General features: G+C 44.2%; 19 protein-coding genes. 2 read left to right on the forward strand and 17 right to left on the reverse strand.

The window, feature by feature from the left end; genetic code table 11:
* Nucleotides 1-13 precede the first annotated feature (13 nt).
* Entirely contained in the window at nucleotides 14-1,225 is a 1,212-nt protein-coding gene (locus ABMY45_RS01685) for an alpha/beta hydrolase-fold protein (RefSeq protein ID WP_349288316.1), read from the reverse strand.
* A 115-nt stretch (nucleotides 1,226-1,340) separates the two neighbouring features.
* On the opposite strand from ABMY45_RS01685, the gene ABMY45_RS01690 reads away from it, so the two are divergent.
* Nucleotides 1,341-3,431, forward strand: a complete 2,091-nt coding sequence (locus ABMY45_RS01690) for a winged helix-turn-helix domain-containing protein (protein ID WP_349288317.1) — start codon at nucleotides 1,341-1,343, stop codon at nucleotides 3,429-3,431.
* An 87-nt stretch (nucleotides 3,432-3,518) separates the two neighbouring features.
* Here the strand turns inward: ABMY45_RS01690 and ABMY45_RS01695 are convergent, their stop codons facing one another.
* Nucleotides 3,519-5,489 (reverse strand): monovalent cation:proton antiporter-2 (CPA2) family protein, encoded by a 1,971-nt coding sequence (locus tag ABMY45_RS01695; protein ID WP_349288318.1) that lies wholly within the window; start codon nucleotides 5,487-5,489, stop codon nucleotides 3,519-3,521.
* Between the two features lie 153 nt (nucleotides 5,490-5,642).
* On the opposite strand from ABMY45_RS01695, the gene ABMY45_RS01700 reads away from it, so the two are divergent.
* Nucleotides 5,643-6,539: a GGDEF domain-containing protein gene (locus ABMY45_RS01700; RefSeq protein WP_102057103.1), complete on the forward strand. Its 897-nt coding sequence runs from the start codon at nucleotides 5,643-5,645 to the stop codon at nucleotides 6,537-6,539.
* 33 nt (nucleotides 6,540-6,572) lie between these two features.
* Here the strand turns inward: ABMY45_RS01700 and ABMY45_RS01705 are convergent, their stop codons facing one another.
* The 15 genes from ABMY45_RS01705 to ABMY45_RS01775 all read right to left on the reverse strand — a co-directional run bounded on the left by ABMY45_RS01705 (nucleotide 6,573) and on the right by ABMY45_RS01775 (nucleotide 24,222).
* A complete protein-coding gene (locus ABMY45_RS01705) occupies nucleotides 6,573-6,920 on the reverse strand; it encodes a hypothetical protein (RefSeq protein ID WP_239420828.1) in 348 nt (115 codons plus the stop codon).
* A complete protein-coding gene (gene tilS / locus ABMY45_RS01710; protein ID WP_206471037.1) occupies nucleotides 6,913-8,220 on the reverse strand; it encodes a tRNA lysidine(34) synthetase TilS in 1,308 nt (435 codons plus the stop codon). Before tilS ends, ABMY45_RS01705 begins: the two co-directional genes overlap by 8 nt.
* A gap of 85 nt (nucleotides 8,221-8,305) precedes the next feature.
* Entirely contained in the window at nucleotides 8,306-9,262 is a 957-nt protein-coding gene (accA, locus tag ABMY45_RS01715) for an acetyl-CoA carboxylase carboxyl transferase subunit alpha (protein WP_010606782.1), read from the reverse strand.
* Nucleotides 9,263-9,278: 16 nt separating this feature from the next.
* Nucleotides 9,279-12,770, reverse strand: coding sequence for a DNA polymerase III subunit alpha (dnaE, locus tag ABMY45_RS01720; protein ID WP_102057105.1), 3,492 nt, complete (start codon nucleotides 12,768-12,770; stop codon nucleotides 9,279-9,281).
* A 2-nt stretch (nucleotides 12,771-12,772) separates the two neighbouring features.
* Nucleotides 12,773-13,366 carry a ribonuclease HII gene (gene rnhB, locus ABMY45_RS01725; protein WP_010606780.1) on the reverse strand — a complete coding sequence of 198 codons (594 nt, stop codon included), beginning with the start codon at nucleotides 13,364-13,366 and terminating at the stop codon, nucleotides 12,773-12,775.
* Nucleotides 13,356-14,510 (reverse strand): lipid-A-disaccharide synthase, encoded by a 1,155-nt coding sequence (gene lpxB, locus ABMY45_RS01730; protein ID WP_010606779.1) that lies wholly within the window; start codon nucleotides 14,508-14,510, stop codon nucleotides 13,356-13,358. The genes rnhB and lpxB overlap by 11 nt, the downstream gene beginning before the upstream one ends.
* A 72-nt stretch (nucleotides 14,511-14,582) precedes the next feature.
* On the reverse strand, nucleotides 14,583-15,356 hold the full coding sequence (gene lpxA, locus ABMY45_RS01735) for an acyl-ACP--UDP-N-acetylglucosamine O-acyltransferase (RefSeq protein WP_088530226.1): 774 nt from the start codon (nucleotides 15,354-15,356) through the stop codon (nucleotides 14,583-14,585).
* The gene (fabZ, locus tag ABMY45_RS01740; RefSeq protein ID WP_010371351.1) at nucleotides 15,356-15,808 is read right to left on the reverse strand and encodes a 3-hydroxyacyl-ACP dehydratase FabZ; all 453 of its coding nucleotides are present in this window, start codon (nucleotides 15,806-15,808) and stop codon (nucleotides 15,356-15,358) included. The genes lpxA and fabZ overlap by 1 nt, the downstream gene beginning before the upstream one ends.
* A 10-nt stretch (nucleotides 15,809-15,818) precedes the next feature.
* A complete protein-coding gene (lpxD, locus tag ABMY45_RS01745; protein ID WP_211866556.1) occupies nucleotides 15,819-16,862 on the reverse strand; it encodes a UDP-3-O-(3-hydroxymyristoyl)glucosamine N-acyltransferase in 1,044 nt (347 codons plus the stop codon).
* Nucleotides 16,862-17,380, reverse strand: a complete 519-nt coding sequence (locus ABMY45_RS01750) for an OmpH family outer membrane protein (protein ID WP_010606776.1) — start codon at nucleotides 17,378-17,380, stop codon at nucleotides 16,862-16,864. The genes lpxD and ABMY45_RS01750 overlap by 1 nt, the downstream gene beginning before the upstream one ends.
* A gap of 11 nt (nucleotides 17,381-17,391) precedes the next feature.
* Complete coding sequence (gene bamA / locus ABMY45_RS01755; protein WP_010606775.1) at nucleotides 17,392-19,863, reverse strand: outer membrane protein assembly factor BamA; 2,472 nt, start codon at nucleotides 19,861-19,863, stop codon at nucleotides 17,392-17,394.
* A gap of 166 nt (nucleotides 19,864-20,029) precedes the next feature.
* Complete coding sequence (gene rseP / locus ABMY45_RS01760; RefSeq protein WP_349288319.1) at nucleotides 20,030-21,382, reverse strand: sigma E protease regulator RseP; 1,353 nt, start codon at nucleotides 21,380-21,382, stop codon at nucleotides 20,030-20,032.
* Between the two features lie 2 nt (nucleotides 21,383-21,384).
* Nucleotides 21,385-22,575, reverse strand: a complete 1,191-nt coding sequence (gene ispC, locus ABMY45_RS01765; protein WP_174170036.1) for a 1-deoxy-D-xylulose-5-phosphate reductoisomerase — start codon at nucleotides 22,573-22,575, stop codon at nucleotides 21,385-21,387.
* Nucleotides 22,572-23,438 carry a phosphatidate cytidylyltransferase gene (locus ABMY45_RS01770; protein WP_017216091.1) on the reverse strand — a complete coding sequence of 289 codons (867 nt, stop codon included), beginning with the start codon at nucleotides 23,436-23,438 and terminating at the stop codon, nucleotides 22,572-22,574. The genes ispC and ABMY45_RS01770 overlap by 4 nt, the downstream gene beginning before the upstream one ends.
* A gap of 10 nt (nucleotides 23,439-23,448) precedes the next feature.
* Nucleotides 23,449-24,222 carry an isoprenyl transferase gene (locus ABMY45_RS01775; protein WP_010606771.1) on the reverse strand — a complete coding sequence of 258 codons (774 nt, stop codon included), beginning with the start codon at nucleotides 24,220-24,222 and terminating at the stop codon, nucleotides 23,449-23,451.
* Nucleotides 24,223-24,339 lie beyond the last annotated feature (117 nt).

Below are 24,339 nucleotides of genomic sequence, written 5' to 3' on the forward strand. Positions count from 1 at the left end.
CGATCTGTATAGCTTACTGCACGATTTTGCTTTTTGCTTGGGCTATCATGCTTTCAAAATAATCATATACTGACGGGTCGTCGACTTGCTGTGCTTTCGCAAGTTGCAAGGCGTGATTAAAGCTTTTCAACGCCTTGTTATACGCTTTATTCTCTAAATATCCATGGCCTAGGCTTGCATGCGCATAAGACGAGTCGGGATAACGCGTGACAAATGCATTTAAAGTCGCAAATGCAGCGTCTACACGTTTATGGCTGATTTGCGCGTCAGCAAGTGCTCTGTATATAGACTCTGGCACTAACACATCAAACTCATAGCGCTTAGAGAGCTTTAGATAATAATCTTCAATATCAGAGATATGCGCATATTTTCCTGCTTCTTCATTAAGCTCAAAATAAAAATCATCAAAAAGTTTTGTTAGTCCTTCATAGAGACTTGGGTAGAACGTAGTTTGATGCGTTTCCAATTCTTTGAGGCTAAATTGCCAATTTACTTCTTTTGATCGAAGTGCTTTCAGGTTTGACGCAACTCGCATACCGTTGGTGTAAAAGTCGCCTCCTTCCCCTGCGATACTAATATACAGATTGCGACGTAAATCATGTGCTGAGTTGCTAAGTGCTTTAAACTGCTGATCGAGCTCTTCCTCACCCCACCAACCTGGCGGGCTAATAAGCAGATAATTAGTAAATATCTCTGGCTTATTTAGAAAGGTGTGTAGTCCGTAGATCCCACCATTGGAATACCCTACTAACGTACGATTAGGTTTGAGTAAATATTGTGACTCAATGAAAGGAAATAACTCTTGAGTTAAGAAGGCTGTAAACTCGGTTGTCTTGCCAAATTGAGGAAACTTCTCTTTAATCCAGCGCTGTCTATCACTTTGAGCCTCACCGTTAATTGGCGGTAAGTAGTCTCTTGTTCTCACCGTGGTTTTCAACCCAACAACGATGGTAGCTGGTATTTTTCCAGTGCTAACCAAAGACTCCACAATGCCCACGGTTTGGGTAAAAAAGAATTCTGCATCGAGTAAGTACAACACTTGATATTGTTTCTTAGGGTCATAATCATTTGGCGTATAAACCATGACCTCCCTATTCTCACTTAATATCTTAGATGCAAAAGTTATTTTAGACCCAATCGTGATGGCTTGTTGTTCTAATGTTTGCCCATACACCTTGCCCAATGCTGCAAGTAGCATTAACAATAGCAAAATAATAAAACGCATGACTTTCCTTTTTAGTTTATTTTTATCAGTGTGTTACATTAGAAAAAAACAGGGCGATAAAACAGCAAAGTTTGCTGATTTTTCGCTGATAATTCGCTGAAAAAAGAATTTTAAAATGGAATTAAAGCAGTTTTTGATTGCAGAGCACCTTGTGGATGTAAACCGCAATCATATTGTTATCGACCAACAGACTTATGCGCTCCCCCCTAAAGCAATAGCGGTGCTTTGTGAATTGGCAAAACAACCCAGAGAAGTAGTGAGCTTTGAGCAACTACTTAACACCGTTTGGCACGACAGAGTTGTTTCTCCCAATACATTGCAGCGCTGCATTTTCCAAATTCGCCAAGTATTCAAATATGCTGATAGTGAGTTAGAGTTTATAAAAACGCACAGTAAAAAAGGCTATAGTTTAGAGGCATCCGTTACGTCGACAAGCGATAAGCCGAGCGCGCATAAAGCGACTCAAAAATCTCGCCCACGCGCTGCAAAATTTGGGGTGGCGGCACTAGTGGTAGTTATCACGGCTTACCTCTTTACTATTATAATTGCACCCGAAACCGCCCCCAGAGTACCTATTCAACCTACTTTTACTCCAATGACCACAAGTGACGCATGGGATGCAAATGCCAGCTACTCACCCAATGGACAATGGATTGTTTTTCAGCGCTTTAGCGATAATTGCCATAGTCAGCTTTGGGTCAAAAATCTAGCCTCGCACAAAACCTCTCGTTTAACCGCTCGCCAGGGCGTGTACGGAAAACCAAGTTGGTCACAGGACGCAAAGCAACTAACTTTTACCGAACGGAGTCATTGCAAGGCTCAAGAGACGTCTCCCTTTTGCTGGTCTTTAAACACACTAAATGTCGATACTGCAATCAACTCACCACAAAATCCACATGCCGTTATTGCTTGCCAAGAAAAGCCCATATGGCGTCCAAATTGGATGAAAAATGGCGAGATCAGTTACTTATCTCATTTACGTCCCAAACAAGCAGTGCCCTACCTTTTTGATTTAAAGACAAAAAAAAGCCGCACTACCGAGTATATGCCAAACTTTGAAAACTACACTCTTGACTATCTTGCAGATAAAAATGTTTTCGCAATGGTAAGCATTGATGAGCACAACTCTCATCACCTGAATATTTACAATCCCGATAAGACACCAACGATCACGGCAAAGATATTACTACCGCACGAATTGTCACCATTACAGCCAATTGAAGTCAGTTATCATCCAAGCGGCGAGTATTTGCTCGCATCGACGACTAATGGACTTTATAAACTGCAAACCAACGGGAGAATGGTTGCACTTGATACTGGGGGTAGAAAAAATCTAAGGGAGGCTTCTTTTTCAGCTGATGGAAAACAGATTTTAGCGACACAGATAAATGCCGATACCGATATTTTTACATTAAGTCTTGCTCAAATACGAAATCACCAAACCACTGCGGCAGCAAAGATAGCCAGAACAACAATGAAGGAAGACAACCCTCAGTTTCAACCTTATGGTGATCATATTGCTTTTACGTCTACACGTACTGGTTCAAGGCAATTATGGCTTTATAATGACCAAGGTGTTGCACAGCTTACCGATTCACAGCAAGACAATATCAGCAAACGAATTGTGTGGTCTCCTGCGGGTAATGAGATAGCGGGCACAACACAACAAGGACTCACTATTTGGTCTTTAAATGGTGAGAAAACCCTCATTGCTAATTCGCTTGCTATTGATTCTGTCCTGCAGTGGCTAACGCCGAAAACGTTGTTGGTCACAGCAAGGGAGAATGGAAACGCGGGGCTTTACATTCTTAATAAAGATACCAAAGAGGCCTCACTCATTGTTTCTGAAAATGTAGTTTGGGCCACGCAAGTAGATAGTGATCATTTTCTGTATCAAGATATGAATCAGCGTTTTTGGCTTGTTAACACAAACACAGATCCTATACCGACTGAGATCAATGCGTTACGCGCTCAGTTAGCGCAGCCATTTGCCGTTTATAAAGATGGTATATTGTACGGCGTAAACAACGACAACCAGCTATGGTCTTATCATCTCAGTACAGGGATATATCAACGCCTTGCAGAGGTACCCAGTAACAGCCGTTACTTGGCAGATTTTAACGGTGAAACCTTTTTGTTTACTCAAATGCATTTGTTACAAAAGCATATCGTGTCATTTAATACACCTGATGATCAAGGCACATAGATAGAGCAAGAACGCAGGCCTACTCCGTGTTGTAGGAGACGCTTTACGCGGCGATCTGTTAAAAAAGCATAAATTTAAGAAACGTTATTACGGTAGGCCATCGAGTAAAAACTGCTCCGCACGTTCAACGCGGCGGGGTTTCCCCTTTAACAGCAAAACATCATTAACGCGTAAAACGGTTTGCTCATCTGGTTGAGCAATTTCTTCGCCGTCACGCCTTAACGCAGTAATATCAACGCGCTTAACGTTGAGCTCAAGCTCAGCAATCGATTTGTTAACGGCAAATGCATGGTCAGGCAAAGCAATGGCATGCAGATATTCTAACCGCTCACCTGTGACTTCATGCAGATCACTGCTGTCTCCAGCAAAAAAACCATGTAAATACGGATAACGATTTTCTCGCTCTTTACTGACGCGACGAAAAATTCTGCGCATTGGCACGCCAGACATGTACAACACATGAGAAACCAGCATCAAACTTGCTTCTAAAGTTTCTGGCACAACTTCTGCGACGCCCATGGCTTTTAATTGCTCCATGTAGCTGTCATCTTTCATGCGTACCAAGATCTTCACTTCGTGGGTACGCCGACGAATGGCGTCAACAACCACCTGCGTCTGTTCAAAGTCATCAAAGGTAATGATAACCAAGCGCGCTTTATCAATATTTGCTGACTTTAACAGCGTTTTTTGTGCCGCATGACCAAATAACACGGGCTCACCCGCAATTTGTGCGTCTTGTACAATTTGCGGGTTGCGCTCTACCGCAATATATGGAATAGCCTCCGGACGTAAAAATCGTGCGATAGTTTGACCAACACGCGCGTAGCCAAAAATCACAACATGATTTTTTAAATCAGCCGCGTTATAACCACTTGGCGCTTCGGGTTGCCAGTCTTTTTCTATTCCCAAGATATTGAGAATATGCGCGGTTTTACTAATAAGATAAGGCGTTAACGCCATAGACAACACGCCAAGCGTGATCAAGAAGGACACTTCATTCTTGTCTAATAATTGATGTTTACTGGCAAGAGCAACCAATACAAAGCCAAATTCCCCCATTTGCCAGATCAAAATACCAGCGCCCCATGCGTCTTTTTTACGCTCTCCCATTAACTGCGCAACGCCAACGATGATCAACACTTTGATCTCAAGCACAGCGCCAAGTGCTGCAACAATATAAATAAACTGGTCGAGCACATAAGGAATATCTAGTTGCATACCCACTGTGACAAAAAAAAGTCCCATTAGAATATCTCGAAACGGTCTAATTTCTGCCTCAAGCTGATGCCGATATTGGCTTTCCCCTAACATCATGCCCGCTAAAAATGCGCCGAGCGCCATTGAAAGTCCGAATGCATAAGTGAGCGAACCCGCGCACAGGGCAACAACTAAAGTAGATAAAACAAAGAGCTCATCTGTTCTTACTAATGCGATTTCGTTAAATATTTTAGGTAGTAACCACTTACCTACTGCCCATAAAACCAGACACACAACCGCACCCTTAGCAAATGCAAAAAGTAGCGCTGACGCCAGCTCTGAATTACTCGCAGAGGAAATAAGCGGAAACGCGATGAGCAGCGGCACAACGGCAATATCTTGGAATAACAACATGCCAATACCGAGCTGACCATGACGTGTGTTGAGCATCCCCAGCTCCTTTAACAGCTTAACCACAACCGCCGTAGAAGAAAGTGCAATGAGGCTTGCAATCACAAATGCACCCACCCACTCATATTGCATAAAACGCAACACAAACATACCAATGATCGTGGTAACGATGACCTGCAAACTCCCTAAACCGAATACTACGTTTCGCATTGCCATTAATTTTGGCACGGAAAATTCAAGCCCTAAACTGAACAGTAAAAACACGATCCCAAGCTCGGCCATAAAGTGGATTTCTTGGCTGTCACTCATCCATCCAATGCCGTGACTGCCTGCAATGACTCCAGTGAGCAAATAAGCCAGAATAGGCGGCAAGCCAATCCGCTTAAAGGACCAGACTAAAATCACTGCACATAACAGCAAGGCAAAAACCTGCGCGAAGATACTTTGCAATCTGCCTCCTGAGCGAAAAAATTGACGGGGAATAAAGGTGGATTTCTTTTTCTTTCTCTTAAATATAGCAAGCGTTTGTTTTTAAGCCAGTTTAAATTTTTGGCACAAAGTTCGCATATTAATCATGTATTGTTGTATTTAAGGGGAAGAAATATGGAAAATGTCCATATTTTGACACAGAGATTGCCGACCAGAGGCGATTACTTGCCGTTCAATTCTGAACAGTATAGTACGCAAGGCGGTGAACACTACGCGCGATTAGTCGACAAACTTCAGACAACACTCAACATTGAAGAGCTGTTGACTATTTACGCGGAGCATGTGGCAAGAATTTCAAAAATTTCGGGGCTCCAGTTCCATTGTAGCCTTGGTGTCTTTCAGATGAAGGACAGCGATAGCCAATTTCCGGCTAGTACGTTTGATCTTGAGCTAGAAAAAGAGCACTTAGGACAGCTGGTGTATTTCAGTGAGTTTCCATTTAGTGAAGCGATCAAGGCAAAATTGTCAAAATTACACGCCTGTTTAATTTACCCAATGCGTAATGCCTTGATGTACAACCGTGTATTGCAATTAGCAACTAAGGACTCTCTAACAGGACTTTATAATCGCAGTCAATTTACTGACAATTTAGAAGAGAAACTCGAGCGTTGCCGTCGTCAACATCGTAATTTTAGCCTAATGCTTTTAGATTTAGACAACTTTAAGCAGGTGAATGATGTTCATGGTCATAAAGCCGGTGATGAAGTGTTGGTTGAGTTTTCACGTATTTTGCAAACCTCAACGCGCGCAACTGATTCGGTATTTAGATTCGGTGGTGATGAGTTCGCCATTTTAATTGACGATCCTGCGTTTACCACCAACAAGGTAATTGCAGAAAGAATTATGGAAGCCGTAAGAAAGTCGAGCATGTTGGCTAAATATACGGTGACCACGAGCATTGGCTTTACGCTGGCATCGAGCCATGATACTGCCGACAACATATTTGCTCGTTCGGATAGCGGCTTATACCGCGCCAAAGCAGCCGGACGAAACTGCGCTCGCGCAGTATAAAAAAACACTTCCCCTTTTGCTCAGTGTTATGCGTTAACGCTGAGCACCTTTTCCTAAGTATAGGTAGGCCATCAGGGCTAACGCCGCGCCGTTAAAAAATCCATTTATTACCCATGCAAGCGCAAGGAAATCGGGTAACTCTGAAAACATCACCGCAAGCATTGGCGCAAGTAAGCCAAGAATAAAATACATTCCACCCTTACCATGCCAATACAGAAGTAAAAACACGATACTGATAATGCCTGACGCGGAAGCAAATATTTGATTTAGCCACACCACTTCACTCGACATAAAAAGTACGATAAACACCACCGCAGTGAACACCACCGCATAAGGTGCCTTTTGCGCTAACTGTTGGCCAATCTTTTTACTTTCAGTCATCTTTTACTACCCAAATAATGCCATTGTCTTCTGCGTGATCGGCACTCACAAACAGTCCGTTCACCGCAACCGGTGTATCATTGTAATAAACAACCGCAATAGAATCACGCTCCCAGCTTGGAATGTGTAAATCTTTTAGCCAATGTTTCAAGGTATTAGAGCCAGGTTTGCTTTGTGGTTTGATTTTATCTTTAAGTCTGCCGTAGCGAATGCTAACGATTTCGTCCGTGAAAGGTTTGCGGATCCCCTTGCCAGTTTGTAAAGCAACAGGTGTACTTTGTCCGCTGAGTTCGTTGAGGTTAACGGTCTCAATGTCATGCTTTTGGCTAGTTTCCGTTACCCAATAAAGTGCGTCACGATAGCGCCTCACTGCGCCTTGCTTAAAACGAATTTCAAGTTGACTGTCTTGGCGCGATAAAAACGCCTGTTGTACGATTTCATCTAGCTGTTTGTGACTCGGCATCTCTATGCCCTGCTTTGATAGCCACAGTCTGATAACATTATCTCTTCTTGCACAAGAGAGCCGTTGTAAAGCCGTGATATTTAGCGCCATCCGACAACGACACTTTTGCAAGTCTTCTTCACTCACCTCATCAATTATGGCTTGTTGGCGCTGTAGAATATCAATACTGCGCAGTGTGTTACCTACAAAACCATTGAATCGAGAGGTAAGTAGCGGGATCACCTGATTGCGTAAAAAGTTACGGTCAAACACATCGTCAGCGTTGGACTCATCAGTAATATGCTCAAGGCCAAACTGCTGTGCAAATGCTTCAATGTCACTGCGACTAACGGCAAGTAACGGACGAATACAATAGCGCCCAGATGGCAGCTGAGTAGTCGCTCTCATCGCTCCAAGCCCGAGTAATCCCGAGCCGCGCTTTAATCTCAGTAAGAAAGTTTCTACTTGGTCATCGGCATGTTGCCCAAGTACGATTGCAAAACCGGCTTTGGCCGCGTCATCTAAAGCTTGATAGCGAGCTTCGCGTGCTTGCGCTTCAAGGCTAGTACGGGTTTTCCGAGTAATAGCAACCTGTTTTGCAACAAAGGGAACATTGAGTGTTTCACAAAGCGATTTACAAAACTGCTGCCACTGCGTAGCGTGCTGTGACAAGCCATGATTAACATAAACCGCTTGGAGTATAACGTTATGCTTGTTTGCATATTCTCGACAAAGATGGAGCAACACAACCGAATCCACACCACCAGATAAAGCAATACACAACCCTTTGGCGTCAAGGCTGGAACTCAATACCTTTAAACTTGACTCTACTTGTTGGTAAACCCGACTATTAATCATGTTTTCTACAATCAATAAAAAAAGCCGCTCAATAGCGGCTTTTTAACTTAAATTAGCATTGATATCAATACGAGCAGAACCCGTATTAACAATAACCAAATGACATCAGACGCTTATAACGCTGATCTAACATCTCTTCGGTGCTTAGCGCTTCAAGATCAGCCAAGTCACGTTTAAGCTGCACTTTCAGGTTTTTCGCCATCGCATCGTAATTGCGGTGTGCGCCACCTAGCGGCTCTTCGATGATGTTATTGATAAGGTCTAACTCTTTTACGCGAGAAGCTGATACACCCATTGCTTCTGCTGCAAGTGAAGCTTTGTCTGCACTCTTCCAAAGAATAGAAGCACAACCTTCAGGTGAAATTACCGAATACGTGCTGTATTGCAGCATGTTTACTCTGTCACCTACCCCAATAGCCAATGCGCCACCAGAGCCGCCTTCACCGATCACAGTACAAATGGTTGGCACTTTGAGCGCTGCCATCACCTTAAGGTTACGTGCAATCGCTTCACTTTGACCGCGCTCTTCAGCACCTACACCCGGGTAAGCTCCCGGAGTGTCGATAAAGGTAATGATTGGCATCTTAAAGCGTTCAGCCATTTCCATTAAGCGTAATGCTTTACGGTAACCTTCTGGCTTTGGCATACCAAAATTACGTTTGATTTTTTCAGCCGTATCACGACCTTTTTGCTGACCGATAATCATTACTGGCTTGTCGTCAAGACGTGCAACACCACCAAGAATAGCCGGATCGTTAGCAAAAGTACGGTCGCCTGCGAACTCGTCAAACTCGGTAAAAATGCGTTCAATATAATCGCGAGTATATGGACGAAGCGGATGACGCGCTAATTGAGACACTTGCCAAGTACCTAAACCATCGAAAATTTTCTTGGTTAGCTCAACATTTTTGTCTTTTAAGCGGCTTATCTCTTCTTCAAGGCTAAGATCTAAATCGCCAGAGCGGCTTACGTTTTGTAATTCTTTGATTTTTGCTTCCAATTCAGCGATTGGAAGTTCAAATTCAAGATAATTGAGGCTCATGCTCTAAACTACCTGTTTAGTTAAATTCTAATTCTAATTCCTGCGCCGCCAACAGTGATAAACGAGTTAAAAGCTCATCACTTGGCGTCACACACCATTGTGTTCCTAATGTTAACTCTGCTAATGCATCAGGACGCTGATATTTAATTTTTACCGGACACGTTCCAAATTTGTATGGTTCTAGCACTTTTTTGAAATTATCAAAGAAGTTCGCGTCAATTTGAGCCATATTTAGCGTCATTTTTATTGCACTAATACGCTTTTCTCGCGCCTGAGCAATGGTAGAGATTTCTCTTGCGGTCATTGTAATGCCACCAGAGAAGTTATCAAAGCTGACCTGTCCAGATATTACCAAGATTTGGTTAATTTGCAGCATTTCTTGGTACATTTCAAACTGTTCAGGAAATAAGCGTACATCAATTCGGGCACTTTTGTCATCTAAAGTGATAAGCCCCCAACGCGCTCCTTTTTTGTTTATCAAGGTACGAGCATTGATAACCAGTCCCGCCGCGGTTGCTACCGTATCACGATTACCGGGTTGTAAGTCAACTAACTTGCCAGAGGTATAATATTTTAATTCTTTACGATATTGGTTAATTGGGTGGCCTGTTAGATAAAGACCTAAGGTTTCTTTTTCCCCATTTAACCATTCTTTATCGCTAAGCGGCGTGGCTTTGATAAAGGCTTGCTCAACCTCCTCAGGCTCAACTGCTAGCAAACCAAATAAGTCGCTCTGTCCAAGTGATTCGGCTTTGTGATGCTGCTCTGCCGACTTCATGGCATCTTTTAAGCTTGCCAGTAAAGTCGCGCGCCCAGGCTGATCTCTGTCAGGGCCAAGCTTATCAAGCGCTCCTGCGTAAATGAGCTTTTCAATCACGCGTTTATTTAGACGCTTTAAATCAACTCGCGCACAGAAGTCGAATAAATCTTTAAATTCTCCCCCTTGGGCTCGCGCTTCAAGGATCGCTTCAACGGGGCCTTCACCCACCCCTTTTATCGCACCTAAACCATAGACGATCTCACCTTGAAGATTTACAGCAAATTTGTAGACACCGGCATTCACGTCTGGTGGTAGCAGCGTCAACTTCATATTTTCGCATTCATCTACCAAGGTTACGATTTTGTCGGTGTTATCCATATCCGCTGACATTACTGCCGCCATAAACTCGGCAGGGAAATGGGTCTTCATCCATAGCGTTTGGTACGACACTAACGCGTAGGCTGCGGAGTGTGATTTGTTAAAGCCGTAACCCGCGAACTTTTCTACCAAGTCGAAGATTTTCATGGCAAGTTCGCCTTCGACGCCATTATCTTTGGCACCATCTTCGAACGTTGCACGTTGCTTCGCCATTTCTTCAGGCTTTTTCTTACCCATCGCACGACGAAGCAAGTCAGCGCCACCTAGACTATAACCGGCAAGCACCTGCGCTATCTGCATTACCTGTTCTTGATATAGGATGATCCCGTAGGTTGGCTCCAGTATGGGTTGTAGACTTTCATGCTGGTATTGTGCGTCTGGATACGATACTTCTTCACGACCATGCTTACGGTCGATAAAGTTATCTACCATGCCTGATTGCAAAGGACCCGGACGGAATAGCGCAACCAGTGCGATCATGTCTTCGAAACAGTCTGGCTTCAAGCGACGGATCAAGTCTTTCATACCACGAGATTCCAACTGAAATACCGCAGTTGTTTGTGCGTCTAGTAACACTTTAAAACTTGCAGGGTCATCCAATGGGATCGCAGCGATATCAATCGGCTCACGACTTTCTCTACCAAGGCGTTCGTTCGCCATGTCGAGCGCCCATTGCAAAATGGTTAGCGTTCTTAGACCGAGGAAGTCAAACTTAACCAGACCTGCAGTTTCTACGTCATTCTTATCAAACTGGGTAACTGGGAATTTACCTTCTTCATCGCAATACAGCGCTGCAAAGTCGGTAATGGTGGTAGGCGAGATAACAACACCACCGGCGTGTTTACCTGCGTTACGCGTACAGCCTTCAAGAATACGACATTTATCAATCAGTTCACGAACTTCTTCATCGCTATCGTAAGCTTCAGGCAGGCGAGGTTCAACATCAAACGCTTTGGCAAGTGTCATCCCAGGGTCGCCAGGTACAAGCTTAGAGATCCTATCTACGAAGCCATAAGGGTGACCAAGCACACGACCAACGTCTCGAATTACCGCTTTTGCCGCCATCGTACCAAAGGTGATGATCTGAGATACGGCGTCTCGACCGTACAGTTTAGCAACGTGATCAATTACCTCGTCTCGTCTATCCATACAGAAGTCGACGTCAAAGTCTGGCATCGAAACCCGCTCGGGGTTAAGGAATCGTTCGAATAGAAGATCGAATTCAAGTGGGTCAAGATCTGTGATCTTAAGCGCATATGCCACCAAAGAGCCGGCACCGGAACCACGACCAGGACCTACAGGGATGCCGTTATCCTTACTCCACTGAATGAACTCCATTACGATTAAGAAGTAACCTGGGAATCCCATTTGGTTGATAACATCGAGTTCAACCTGCAGACGGTCGTCATATTCACCACGCTTTTCTTTGCGATCATTTTCATCAGGAAATAAGAACTGCAACCGTTCTTCTAGGCCATCTCGCGACACTTTTACCAAGAAATCTTCAATCGCCAGATCGCCCGTTGGATAATCTGGTAGGAAGTAGGTGCCAAGCTGTACCGTCACGTTACAGCGTTTGGCGATTTCTACGGTGTTTTCTAAAGCTTCTGGAATGTCACTAAAGAGCGCTTGCATTTGCTCAGAAGTCTTTAAATATTGCTCTTTAGAAAAGCGTTTTGGTCGATTTTTGTCTTCTAATGTATAGCCGTCGTGAATAGCAACACGAATTTCGTGGGCATCAAAGTCTTTTTCGTGTAAAAACACCACTTCATTCGTCGCAACGACGGGTATATTACGCGCAGCCGCGACCTCCACAGCACCATGGAGATATTCTTCTTCTTGTGCACGTGCTGTGCGTTGCAGCTCAATATAAAAATGGTCGCTAAAATGTTGCTCGTAAAACGCCAGCGTTTCTTCAATTAGCTTAGGATTGCCTTTTAAGATGGCTTTACCTAAATCGCCATCTTTCGCGCCCGAGATAAGGATCAGCCCTTCTTTGTATTTGGCGAGCCATTCTTTATCAATAACAGGACGATGGAATACATGACCACGAAGATAGGCATCGGAGATCAACAAGGTGAGGTTTTTATACCCTTGATTGTTCTTGGCGAGAACGAGAATTCGGCTTGGTTCATCAGGAAACTGATCTGACTTCAGCCAAAAATCCGCACCAATTATTGGCTTAATCCCTGCCCCGTGTGCGCCACCATAAAAACGCACCAAACCACATAAGTTCATTTGATCGGTGATGGCAAGCGCAGGCATTGCAAGCTCTTCGGCCCTAGCCACAATTGGTTTGGTCTTTGCTAGACCATCCACCATTGAGAAGTCACTGTGTACACGCAAATGGACAAATTGCGGGGCTGGCATGTTTACTCCTTCTCGGCCAAAATTCGTTGCACAGGCTTAAAGCTTGTACGGTGATGCGGAGTAACACCATGTGCTTCGAGTGCGGCAAAATGGGCTTTGGTTGGATAACCTTTGTGGCCTGCAAAACCAAACTCTGGATATTCCGCATCGAGTGCTAACATCTCATTGTCTCGGGTGACTTTCGCCAATATGGATGCTGCACTTATCTCGGCAACTAGGCTATCCCCTTTTACAACTGCGGTTGCCGCAACACTTAGCTTAGGTAAACGATTTCCATCAACAAATACATGATTTGGTTGAATTTCCAACCCTTCAACTGCGCGTGTCATCGCCAACATCGTTGCGTGAAGAATATTCAGATCGTCAATTTCTGCAACTGATGCTCTCGCAATGCAGTAACATAATGCCTTTTCTTTTATTTCTTCTGCCAATGCAATGCGCTTTTTCTCTGACAGTTTTTTTGAGTCGGTTAACCCTACTATTGGTTTGGTTGGGTCTAAAATAACGGCAGCGGTCACAACGTCACCCACCAACGGGCCACGTCCTACCTCGTCAACGCCTGCAATATACTGCACATCAGGACGTTCAATTTGCATCTATTAACTCCATTACAGCCTGAGCCGCTTGTTTGCTGGCATTTAGGCGAATGTTCTCATGTATCTCGTAAAACTTTCTAACAAGCTTACTATTATTGCCCTTTAACATCGGGAAAAGTGCATCAGCGAGTGCGTCAGGATTACATTCTGCCTGTAAAAATTCAGGCACAAGTGGTGCGTCAGCCAATAAATTCGGCAAAGCAAAGTATTTGATGTTAAAGGTAAAAAAGGTATTAAAAATCCAATAACTCTTAGGATTTAGCTTATACCCTACCACCATTGGCTTTTTATATAGCATCGCCTCAAGTGTGGCTGTACCCGAGGCCAGTAAAACGCTATCCGCAGCTTGCATTGCCAGTGCTGACTGGCCGTCAAGCATAATCGGGTTCAATTCCGGCGCAACTTCCTTCAAGGCTTCCAAAAACTGCGCTCTGCGCTTTTCGTTTACCAAAGGCACGACGATTTTTAAGTCGGGAATTTTATCGACTAGTTTTTTTGCAGTGGCAAGGTAAGTGCGACTCAATAAGCCAACTTCAGAGCCCCGGCTACCAGGAAGCAGTGCTAAAACCGTATCATCTTGACTTAAGCTCAGCTGTGCACGCGCACCTGCGGTATCCGGCTCAAGTGGAATTTCATCCGCTAGCGTGTGACCCACAAATGTACAAGGCACTTCATGTTTATCATAAAAGGCTTTTTCGAACGGCAGCAAAGACAGCACTAGGTTAGTCGCTTCAGCAATCTTATGGATGCGTTTTTGACGCCACGCCCACACACTTGGGCTTACATACTGAATGGTTTTAACCCCAGCCGCTTTCAACGGTTTTTCAACACGCAAATTAAAATCCGGCGCATCGATACCGATGAATACATCGGGTGGATTATCAATAAAGTAATTCACCAATTGCTTTTTAATTTTTAGCAAGCGAGGTAAGCGACCAAGCACTTCGACTAGTCCCATAACAGCCAGTTCATCCATGTCAAACAGGCTTTTACAACCAGCTTGTTGCATTTTAGGACCACCGATCCCGACAAAATTGGCATTGGGGTAATGAAGTTTTAGCGCGTTTATGAGGCCTGCTCCGAGTATATCGCCCGATAACTCTCCTGCGACCACGCCAATGGTAATATTTTTTTCGTTAGCCATTGTTATTTTTCAGTATAAAAAAACGCCATACAAAATGTATGGCGTAAGTATAACCTGTATTGCGGTTCAAGTTTAGCGGATCAAACCACGATTAGAAGTCGCAATAAAATCAATCATTTGTTGAACTGCTGCGAACTCAGAAGCCTCTTCTTTTAGCGCTTCTAACGCATCTTCTAAACGCAGCCCCTTACGGAACAACGTTTTGTATGCGCGTCTTGTTGCCATGATTTCATCAGACTCAAAGCCGCGACGCTTTAAGCCTTCAGTATTAATTGCAACGGGTCTCGCTGGCGTGCCAGTCGTTGTAACAAATGGCGGCACGTCTTGGTTCACACCCGAGTACATACCAATAAAGGCATGTGAACCCACTTTACAAAATTGATGTACACCAGAATTACCCGCAAGGATAACCCAGTCACCAATATGTACGTGTCCGGCTACACTCGCATTGTTAGCGAAAATCACATTGCTGCCAATGACTGCGTCGTGTGCTACATGGGTGTAAGCCATAAATAAGTTGTTGCTACCAATTCGAGTGATCCCTTCGTCTTGAATTGTGCCACGATGGATGGTCGCACACTCACGAATAACGTTGTTATCACCAATAATTAGCTTGGTTGGTTCATCCTTGTACTTTTTATCTTGGCAGGCTTCCCCTACTGACGCGAATTGGAAAATGTGATTGCCTGAACCAATTTCAGATGGGCCTTTGATCACAACATGTGATTCAATCTTACAGTTATCGCCAATGACTACGTCATTGCCAATATAACTATAAGGGCCTACAGAAACATTCTCGCCTAGACGCGCGCCTGATTCGATAATTGCGGTAGGATGAATAGCCATTAAAACTCTCTTCTAGCACACATAATTTCAGCTGAACACACAGTTTTGCCTTCTACTTTAGCTTCAGCACTGAATTTCCAGATATTACGGCGTTCTTTTTCGAACTTAACGTGCAAATGCATCGTGTCACCCGGTAGAACAGGTTGTTTGAAACGTGCATTGTCAATCGCTGCAAATAAGTATAGTTCATTCTCGCTGCGATTCTCGACCGTTTTAAAACCAAGTAAACCAGTTGCCTGTGCCATCGCTTCTAGGATCAACACACCTGGGAAAATAGGTTGCTCTGGGAAGTGACCCGTGAAAATAGGCTCATTAATCGTCACGTTTTTAATCGCGTGAAGATATTCGCCAGGCTTAAAGTCTACCACTTTGTCAACAAGCAACATTGGGTAGCGGTGCGGAAGAAGTTTTAAAATCTCTTGGATATCAAAGCTGTTTAATTCGTTAGCCAAAATAGCTTCCTTATTCTACATCAGTATCTTTAAGCTGTGCTGTCAGCAGCTCAAGTGCCTTCAGGCGCGACTTAAAGTCAGATAAATTGCGTAAGTGTGCAATAGACTTACGCCACTCTTTATTCGTTTGGTGAGGTAAACCAGAAGAATAGATCCCTGGCTCAGTAATTCCTTTAGTAACCATGCTCATACCAGTAATGACAACCCCATCACAAATTTCGTTGTGACCATTGATTGCTGTCATGCCGCCAATTTGGCAGTACTTGCCGATCTTAACACTGCCCGCTAATACCGTGCAGCCTGCGATGGCTGTACCGTAACCAACTTCGACGTTATGGGCAATTTGGATCTGGTTATCTAAAATGACGTTGCTATGAATAATGGTGTCTTCTAGCGCACCTCTATCAATAGAGGTACTCGCGCCAACTTCGACACGGTCGCCAATAATTACGGTGCCAACTTGAGGGATTTTAACCCACTCGCCTTTCTCGTTGGCGTAGCCAAAACCATCACTTCCTATTACGGCACCAGACTGGAATAGACATTGCTCGCCTATCTGTACTTCATGATAGATAGTCACGTTTGCCCAGAGTTTAGTCTTTGCGCCTATTTTGGCATGTTTTCCAATGAAACAGCCTGGCCCTATCTCAACATCATCACCAATCACAGCGCCATCTTCAATTACAGCGTTCGCACCCACACTGACATTTTCGCCAAGCGTCGCGGTATCAGAGATAACTGCTGTACGATGAACTCCTGCTGCTGCGCTAGGTGTTGAGTCTAGCTTCTGTGCAAGTTTTGCATAGGCTACATAGGGATCTGCGATAATGAGTTTATTACCCGCAAAATAATCCGCGTCTTTTACACTCAAGATCACGGCCCCCGCAGTCGTGCTTTCAAGCTGACCACGGTATTTGCTGTTGGCTAAAAACGCGATTTGGTCGTCTTTTGCCTGTGCGAGAGTGGCGATATTTCGAATTGATTTATCGCCATCACCTTGCAGCTGAGCACCTAGAAACTCAGCAAGTTGAGATAAGGTGTGAAGTTTTGTCATTACTTATTGCTAACCGCTTTTACCACTTCTTCAGAAAGGTCGGCTACTTTATCAGGATTGAAGTAAATTGTCGTATCTTTTACTTTAACTTCATCAAACTTACCTTTTTTAGCAACAGCCTCAATCGCATCTACGATTAGCTTTTGTACTTTAGCAAGCTCTTGGTTTTGACGAACTTTAATTTCTTGCTCTAGTGGACGACCTTTTTCAGCAAGTGTCTTTTGCATTCCTTGGATTTTTTCACGAAGCGCTTCTTTTTGCTCTTCACTCATAGTCGTCGCTTCGCGCTTAAATTTTTCAGCTTCGAAACGAATGTCACCTTGAATTTTTTCAAGCTCTTGACGACGCTCAGCAAACTCAGCTTGTAGCGTTTGTTCAATTTTCGCCATTTGTGGAATTTGCTTATACACTTCCTGCATGTCTACGATGCCGACTTTGTGTGCAAGCGCGCTACCTGAAGCACCCATCATTAGTGCTGCTGTCATGGCTAGTGTTGATGATTTAATAAATTTTTTCACAATAAAACTCCTTAGAATGTATTACTGATATTGAAGCTGATCGTCTTCGTATCGTCTTCTTCTTCTTTTTTGAGTGGGTAAGCGAAACTGATCAGCATTGGACCCATTGGCGAGATCCACTGAATCGATAAACCCGTTGATACTCTGAACCTTGATGGATCAGAGAAATCAGAAAGTAGATTGTATTGATCTTCCGTCAAGTTGTTATAGCGATCTACATCAAACTCGGTATCCCAAACGTTTGCCGCATCAACGAAGAAGCTGGTTCTTACAGAACTGGTATTATCTTCGTCTAGGAATGGCGTTGGTACAATAAGCTCTAAACCAGCTAGTGCTTTTGCGTTACCACCGATACGGCCACCTAGGTTTAGCGTATCAAATTGCTGATCGCCGCCAATACAGCTACCTGATGTACCATCTGGTTTAGGTGTACCCGGAATACACTTAGGCGCACGCTGTACCGCTCGAGGTAGGATCGTGTTTCGGTCAAAGCCTCGCAGCTCTTGCTCTGAAATACGGAAGAACTCTTGGAATGGCAATACTTGCTCAAAGCCATTGGTCTCGCCATAACCGTTACCATAACCTAAGCCCGCTCTCGCTGAGAATACCCAACGATGGTCGTTACTGATTGGCCAGTAAAAACGTGAATCGTAATTAATCTTGAAGAAATTAAGATCTGAGTTTGGTGTAGTAATACTTAAGTTCAAGCTTTGACGAGAACCTGCGGTTGGGAACATACCACGGTTAACCGTTACACGTGACCAACCTGCGCTTAACTCATATTTGGTAAAGTCATAATCTGCGTTTGGATCGCTTTCGTTTAAGAAGCTCTCACGAAGTACGCGTGTTTGCTCAAAGTCTGAAATTTGCGAAAGGCTTTCTTCAATCCAACGAATACCAAAGTTAACACGGTTTATCGCATTGATTGGGAAACCAAAGTTAGTGCCGATACCGTAGCTCGTCGATTTATAATCTACAATCCCAAACTCACTTGCATCGAACTTACTATAGAAGATACTGCTGCCTTGCGACACACCATCAGGTGTAAAGTACGGATCGGTATAAGATACACTATAACGCTCTGAACCACGCGAAGTGTTGATATTGAACGCAACTTGGTTACCTGACCCCAAGAAGTTAGACTCACTGACACCGATGTTAAACTGAAGGCCCGCATATGAACCATAAGCAACACCCGCTTGGAAACTGCCTGCAGGTTGCTCTTTTACTTTAAAGTCAACATCAACCTGATCTTCAACCCCTGGAATTGGCTTGACTTCAAACTCTACCGATTCCATATATGGCAAACGTTGAATTTGAAGCTTAGAACGCTCTAAGTTTTGGTTAGACAACCATGCACCTTCAAGCTGCGTCATTTCACGACGTAACACTTCATCCGCTGTATTCTGGTTACCATTCACTACGATTCGACGCACATACACACGCTTACCAGGGTCTACCGATAGCGTTAGTTGTACTTCTTTATTTTCGTCATCAATTTCAGGGACTGTTCGCACTTCAGCGTTAGCATATCCAAAGCGCGCCAAATAACTCTTAATGAAGTCTTCCGTCGCCGTTACAACTGAGCCGTTGTAAAGCTCACCAGCGCGAAGTGGCACAATACCTTTAATTAAGTCTTCACGGCCTAGTAAGTCACCAATGAAATCAAATCCTTTAACGGTATACTTTTCACCTTCGGTGATGTTTGCCGTAACATAAACTGATTCACGTTCTGGGCTTACTGAAACTTGCGTTGAATCGATGTTAAAACGTAAATAACCACGGTCTAGGTAAAAACTGCGGATCTTTTCTAAATCGCCTTCAATAGTTTGTTTTTGATAACGGTCATTAGAGAGGAAGCGCCACCACGGCAAGTCCTGCTGAGATTCAATTAGGTTAAGAAGTTCTTCGTCCGAGAACAGTTCATTACCAACAAGGTTAATTTGACGTACAGAAGCAGCATCACCCTCTTCAAACTTCAGCATCAACTTCACACGGTTACGTGGCAATTCTACAATGCTCACCTCAACCTTAGCATTGTATTTACCAATACTGTGGAAGAATTCCGTTAAGCCTTTTTCGATACTATCGAGTACCGTTCTGTCTAACGGCTCACCTTGGCGAATATTTTGCTGTTCTAAACTCTCATTTAGCTGCTCGTCTTTGATGTCTTTGTTGCCATCAAATTCGATTGAGCTGATAGTTGGACGTTCTTTAACCTTAAAAATAATCTGATTACCATCACGGAATACCGCAATGTTGTCAAAGTGGCCAGACTTATACAACGCCTTGATTGTGCGTGAAATAGTAAACTGATCGACATTGTCACCAACGTTGATCGGAATATGTGTCAATGCAGCACCTAGTGCAACGCGCTGCAGCCCTTCTACTTTTAAATCTTCTACGATAAAGGAGTTTTGCCCTAAGGCAGCAAAACTAGCGCCCAGTAAACTGGTTACTGCAATGTGTTTTTTTATAGGCATTTTATTATCTTTATCCTTTACAACAATTTTGGCGCGATACGCTAAGGCCCACTACATCACAACATTCAAACGTTACAGCCTTTGTATTATGTTATCCGTTGTATGCTTGAACAAAAATGCAAACATTTAAACTGCATATAATGTGCACTTTTTAGCACCGCACGGCTTAAAGCCGAGAAACATCATTAAATAGTGCAAAAAACGTTAAGGCAAGAAGAAGCGCTGCTCCAATCTTAAACCCAAACTCTTGTGTCTTTTCAGAGACTGGTTTTCTGCGAATTAGTTCAATTAAGTAATACATTAAATGCCCACCATCTAGGACAGGGAGCGGTAATAAGTTAAAAACTCCTAAATTCACGCTGATAAGCGCTAAGAAGCCTAAAAATGCAACTAACCCGTAACTAACACTATTTCCGGCACTAACCGCGATCCCCACAGGCCCGCTTAAGTTTTTTACCGAGACTTGGCCCGTGATTAAGTTGCCGATCATGTCGAAACTTAAGGCAATCAAGTCGTAAGTTTTACGAATGCCAAGCACCATACTATCTAGGATGCCATATTGTCTAGTTTCAATATAACCATTTGGCCATTTTTCCATCACAGGCACAACGCCCAAGTAGCCTTGTACGACACCTTCTGATGACGTTTTTGCCCGAGGGGTTACCGTTAGGGTTTGTGGCTGCCCATCGCGCAGAATATCAATGCTTATGGCTTGATTTGCCGATTTTTGAACTCGGCTCACCAGCTGTTGCCACGACGCCAATTTGTCACCATTTATCGCAACTAGCGTGTCTTCTACTTGTAAGCCACCTTTGTCGGCAGCCGCACCTTCTTCAATATAACCGAGCTGCAGCGTCAGCGGCGGCCTATATGGCGTAATGCCGACTGAGGTCAGCGGCGCTTCGTCCTGCTTTTCCAGCTTCCAGTCACTCAAACGTAGCGTGCGAATTGCTAAGCTCCCCTTTTCATCTTGTACTTTGGCAACCAGTGATGGTTCACCTAAATGCGCCATCAATTCAAACGTAACGTCTTGCCATGAGTGCACTAACTCATCATTCAGTGCAATGATGTGGTCGCCTGATTGAAACCCTGCATCCGCCGCGATACTGGCTGGTGTCACAGCTCCAACGACGGGTTTTACTGATTGAACCCCTACCATATACATTGCCGCTAACGCGACAATGGCAAACAAAAAGTTCGCAATGGGGCCTGCAGCTACCACAGCGATACGAGAAAGTACTGGCTTATTATTGAAGGCAAGGTGGCGCTCCTGCTCTGGCACATCGTCGACACGTTCATCGAGCATTTTGACATAACCACCAAGTGAAATTGCGGCGATAACGTATTCGGTTTGGTGTTTGTCATACCACTTAACTAAAGGCTTACCAAAACCGATAGAAAAACGTAAGACCTTAACGCCGGCTTTTCTGGCAACCCAAAAATGGCCATATTCATGAACGGTAACTAAAATCCCTAAAGCAAGAATAAATGAGCCTAAGTGCCAGAAAAATTCAAACATGGTTACCTCAATGTGGCGATAATTTGCTGCGCTCGGTGGCGTGCCGTTCGGTCTGTTTCCATAATAGACTCAACGGATTCTAATACGCTTAGCTCACTGTGCTCAAGCGTTAAGGCATTGACTCGATAGATATCACAAAACCCTATCTTACCCTCTAAAAATGCCGCAACGGCAATTTCATTTGCAGCATTCACTGTTGTTGTTGCGGCCTGACCACTACGACATGCGTCAATCGCTAATTTGAGGTTGGGATAACGGTTAAAATCTGGTTTGGTAAAAGTGAAATCGACAATCTGAGAAAAATCTAATGGCTCTACACCGGCGTCAATTCTGTCAGGATAGGCAAGCCCATATGCAATCGGCGTTCGCATGTCTGGTTGCCCCATTTGTGCCAGCACCGAGCCATCGCGATACTGCACCATAGAGTGGATCATACTTTGTGGGTGGATCACCACTTCAATATCGTCAGCTGAACAGTTAAATAACCACTTAGCTTCAATAAACTCTAGCCCTTTATTCATCATGGTCGCAGAGTCGACAGAGATTTTTCTGCCCATAGACCAATTAGGATGTGCAACCGCTTCTTCTACCGTTACTGAAGCTAAGGTAGCCAATGAACGCTGCAAGAAAGGTCCACCTGAACCGGTTAATAAAATCTTACTAACACCGCTGTGGCTTAGATTTGAAGATTGTCCCGTTTGTATAGTCGTTGGTAGACACTGATAAATGGCATTATGCTCACTGTCGATAGGGAGTAAAGTCGCACCATGCGCTTTTACTTTATCCATAAACAGCTGGCCACTCATTACTAACGACTCTTTGTTCGCCAGCAACACTTTTTTACCCGCTTCGACTGCCGCTAAAGTCGGTAACAACCCAGCTGCACCAACGATTGCGGACATCACGATATCCACATCCACGTGGCGAGCCATCTCAGCCATTGCTTCAACGCCATGGAGTACTTCGGTGGTAGTGTCCGTCAAACGTTGAGAAAGTTGCTGAGCTGCGTGCTCAGAGCTCATAACCGCGTATTTGGGTTGATGATGTAAACAAAGCTCAGCCATCTTTTCCGCGTTTTGCCCTGCGACTAAGGCAAATACACGATATTGTTCTGTATTGCGGCTGACGACGTCTAAGGTTGATAGTCCAATTGAGCCTGTCGCCCCCAGTACTACCAAGTTTTGCTCGCTCATAGCACTACCGTCCAAGCGTAGCAAAAAGCAAAAATGGGTGCTGCAGCCGTTAAGCTATCAATGCGATCTAGAATACCGCCGTGACCTGGCAAACAACGGCCTGAATCTTTAAGGCCTACTTCGCGTTTAAACATACTTTCAAGCAAATCACCAACGGCGGAAAATAGCGCGATAATAATGGTCATTGCAGCGTAAATTGGCCACATGTTGAGATCAATCGCAGCGAAGTGACAAAACACCAAAACAAAAACAACCGCGGTGATCACACCACCAACTAGGCCTTCAATCGTTTTATTAGGGCTCACTTTAGGCATGAGCTTGTGCTTACCTAAATTCTTTCCAGCGAAGTAGGCGCCAATGTCTGCGCTCCACACTATACCCAATACCACCATGATAAGAACCGAACCTATGTGTTCGCCATCTTCGTATCCGGCACTACGCATCACGTTTAACGCAAGCCACAGCGGTACTAGCGTCAGTACACCAGCGATGGAGCGCATCATGATCCCTTCATTCCAAGCACGAGCTGCTCGTGGATATTTAACTACCAAGAAAGTAGCAACCAGCCACCACGCAAAAGCGAGCGTAAATACATAATTAGCATCAGCGACTAAGCGCCCTTGCTGCCATAAATCCTGTATTGGCCAGTGGGTGTTAAGCAATAGAATTAACACCGCCATGACGCCAACGAAAGTAAAACGCTGACGCTTTTGACATAGGCCCGCAAGCGCCGACCACTCCCATGCACCAAGCAAAACGATTAGTGCGGCAATCGTACTAAACATTGCCAGCGGTGTATAAAACACCAAAAGTAGAGCCAGAGGTGCAAGCACCGCTGACGTTAGAATACGTTGTTTTAACAAATTTGAACCCTTAACTTGTTGCGTCTTTCTCTGCGAGGAGCTGCTTTATCTGCTCTCCTGTGCATCCGAAGCGTCGCTCTCTAGACACGTAACAAGCAATGGCTTCAGAGAATGCTTGCTCGTCAAAATCAGGCCAAAGCGTGTCGGTAAAATAGAGTTCGGCATACGCAGCTTGCCATAGCAAGAAGTTACTGATGCGGAAGTCGCCTCCCGTTCTGATCAGCAAGTCGAGATTCGCTTGATCGGCCATCGTCATCTGCTCTGTCAAGGCATCTTCGGTTATATCACTTGGTTGCAATTCACCCGCTGCAACTTGTTTTGCGAGGTGTTGTGCTGCCTGTGTGATATCCCAACGTCCACCGTAATTTGCTGCAATGTTTAAGTTAAGCCCTGTATTGTCCTGGGTCAATGTTTGAGCTTCATGAACACGCTTTTGGAGGCTGTCAGGAAAACGAGAAAGTTCGCCAATAATGGTTAGCTTTACGTTGTTCTTATGTAATTTTTTAACTTCTTTAGTCAGCACATAAATAAATAATTCCATTAACGTGCTGACTTCATCTTCTGGCCTACGCCAGTTTTCACTACTAAAGGCAAATAGCGTCAGAGACTCTATACCTAACTTGGAACAGAATTGTACAGCACTACGAACAGAATCTACGCCCTTCTTGTGTCCGAAGGCGCGTGGACGCCTGCGAGCTTGAGCCCAACGACCGTTGCCATCCATTATTATCGCAACATGTTTTGGCAATGATTGCTGCGAAATAACCTCTGCTTTTAAAACCATAATTCCAATTTAAGTGAAAAAAAACGCCGCCTAGTATACCTTAGGCGGCGCTTCAAACCTAATAAATTTGTCAGTGTACCTAGCCCAAAAAAACCTAACTGCTCAGAAACAAAGCAG

Origin of the sequence: Pseudoalteromonas sp. XMcav11-Q (assembly GCF_040104525.1) — a bacterium.
In the GTDB taxonomy this organism is placed as follows: domain Bacteria; phylum Pseudomonadota; class Gammaproteobacteria; order Enterobacterales; family Alteromonadaceae; genus Pseudoalteromonas.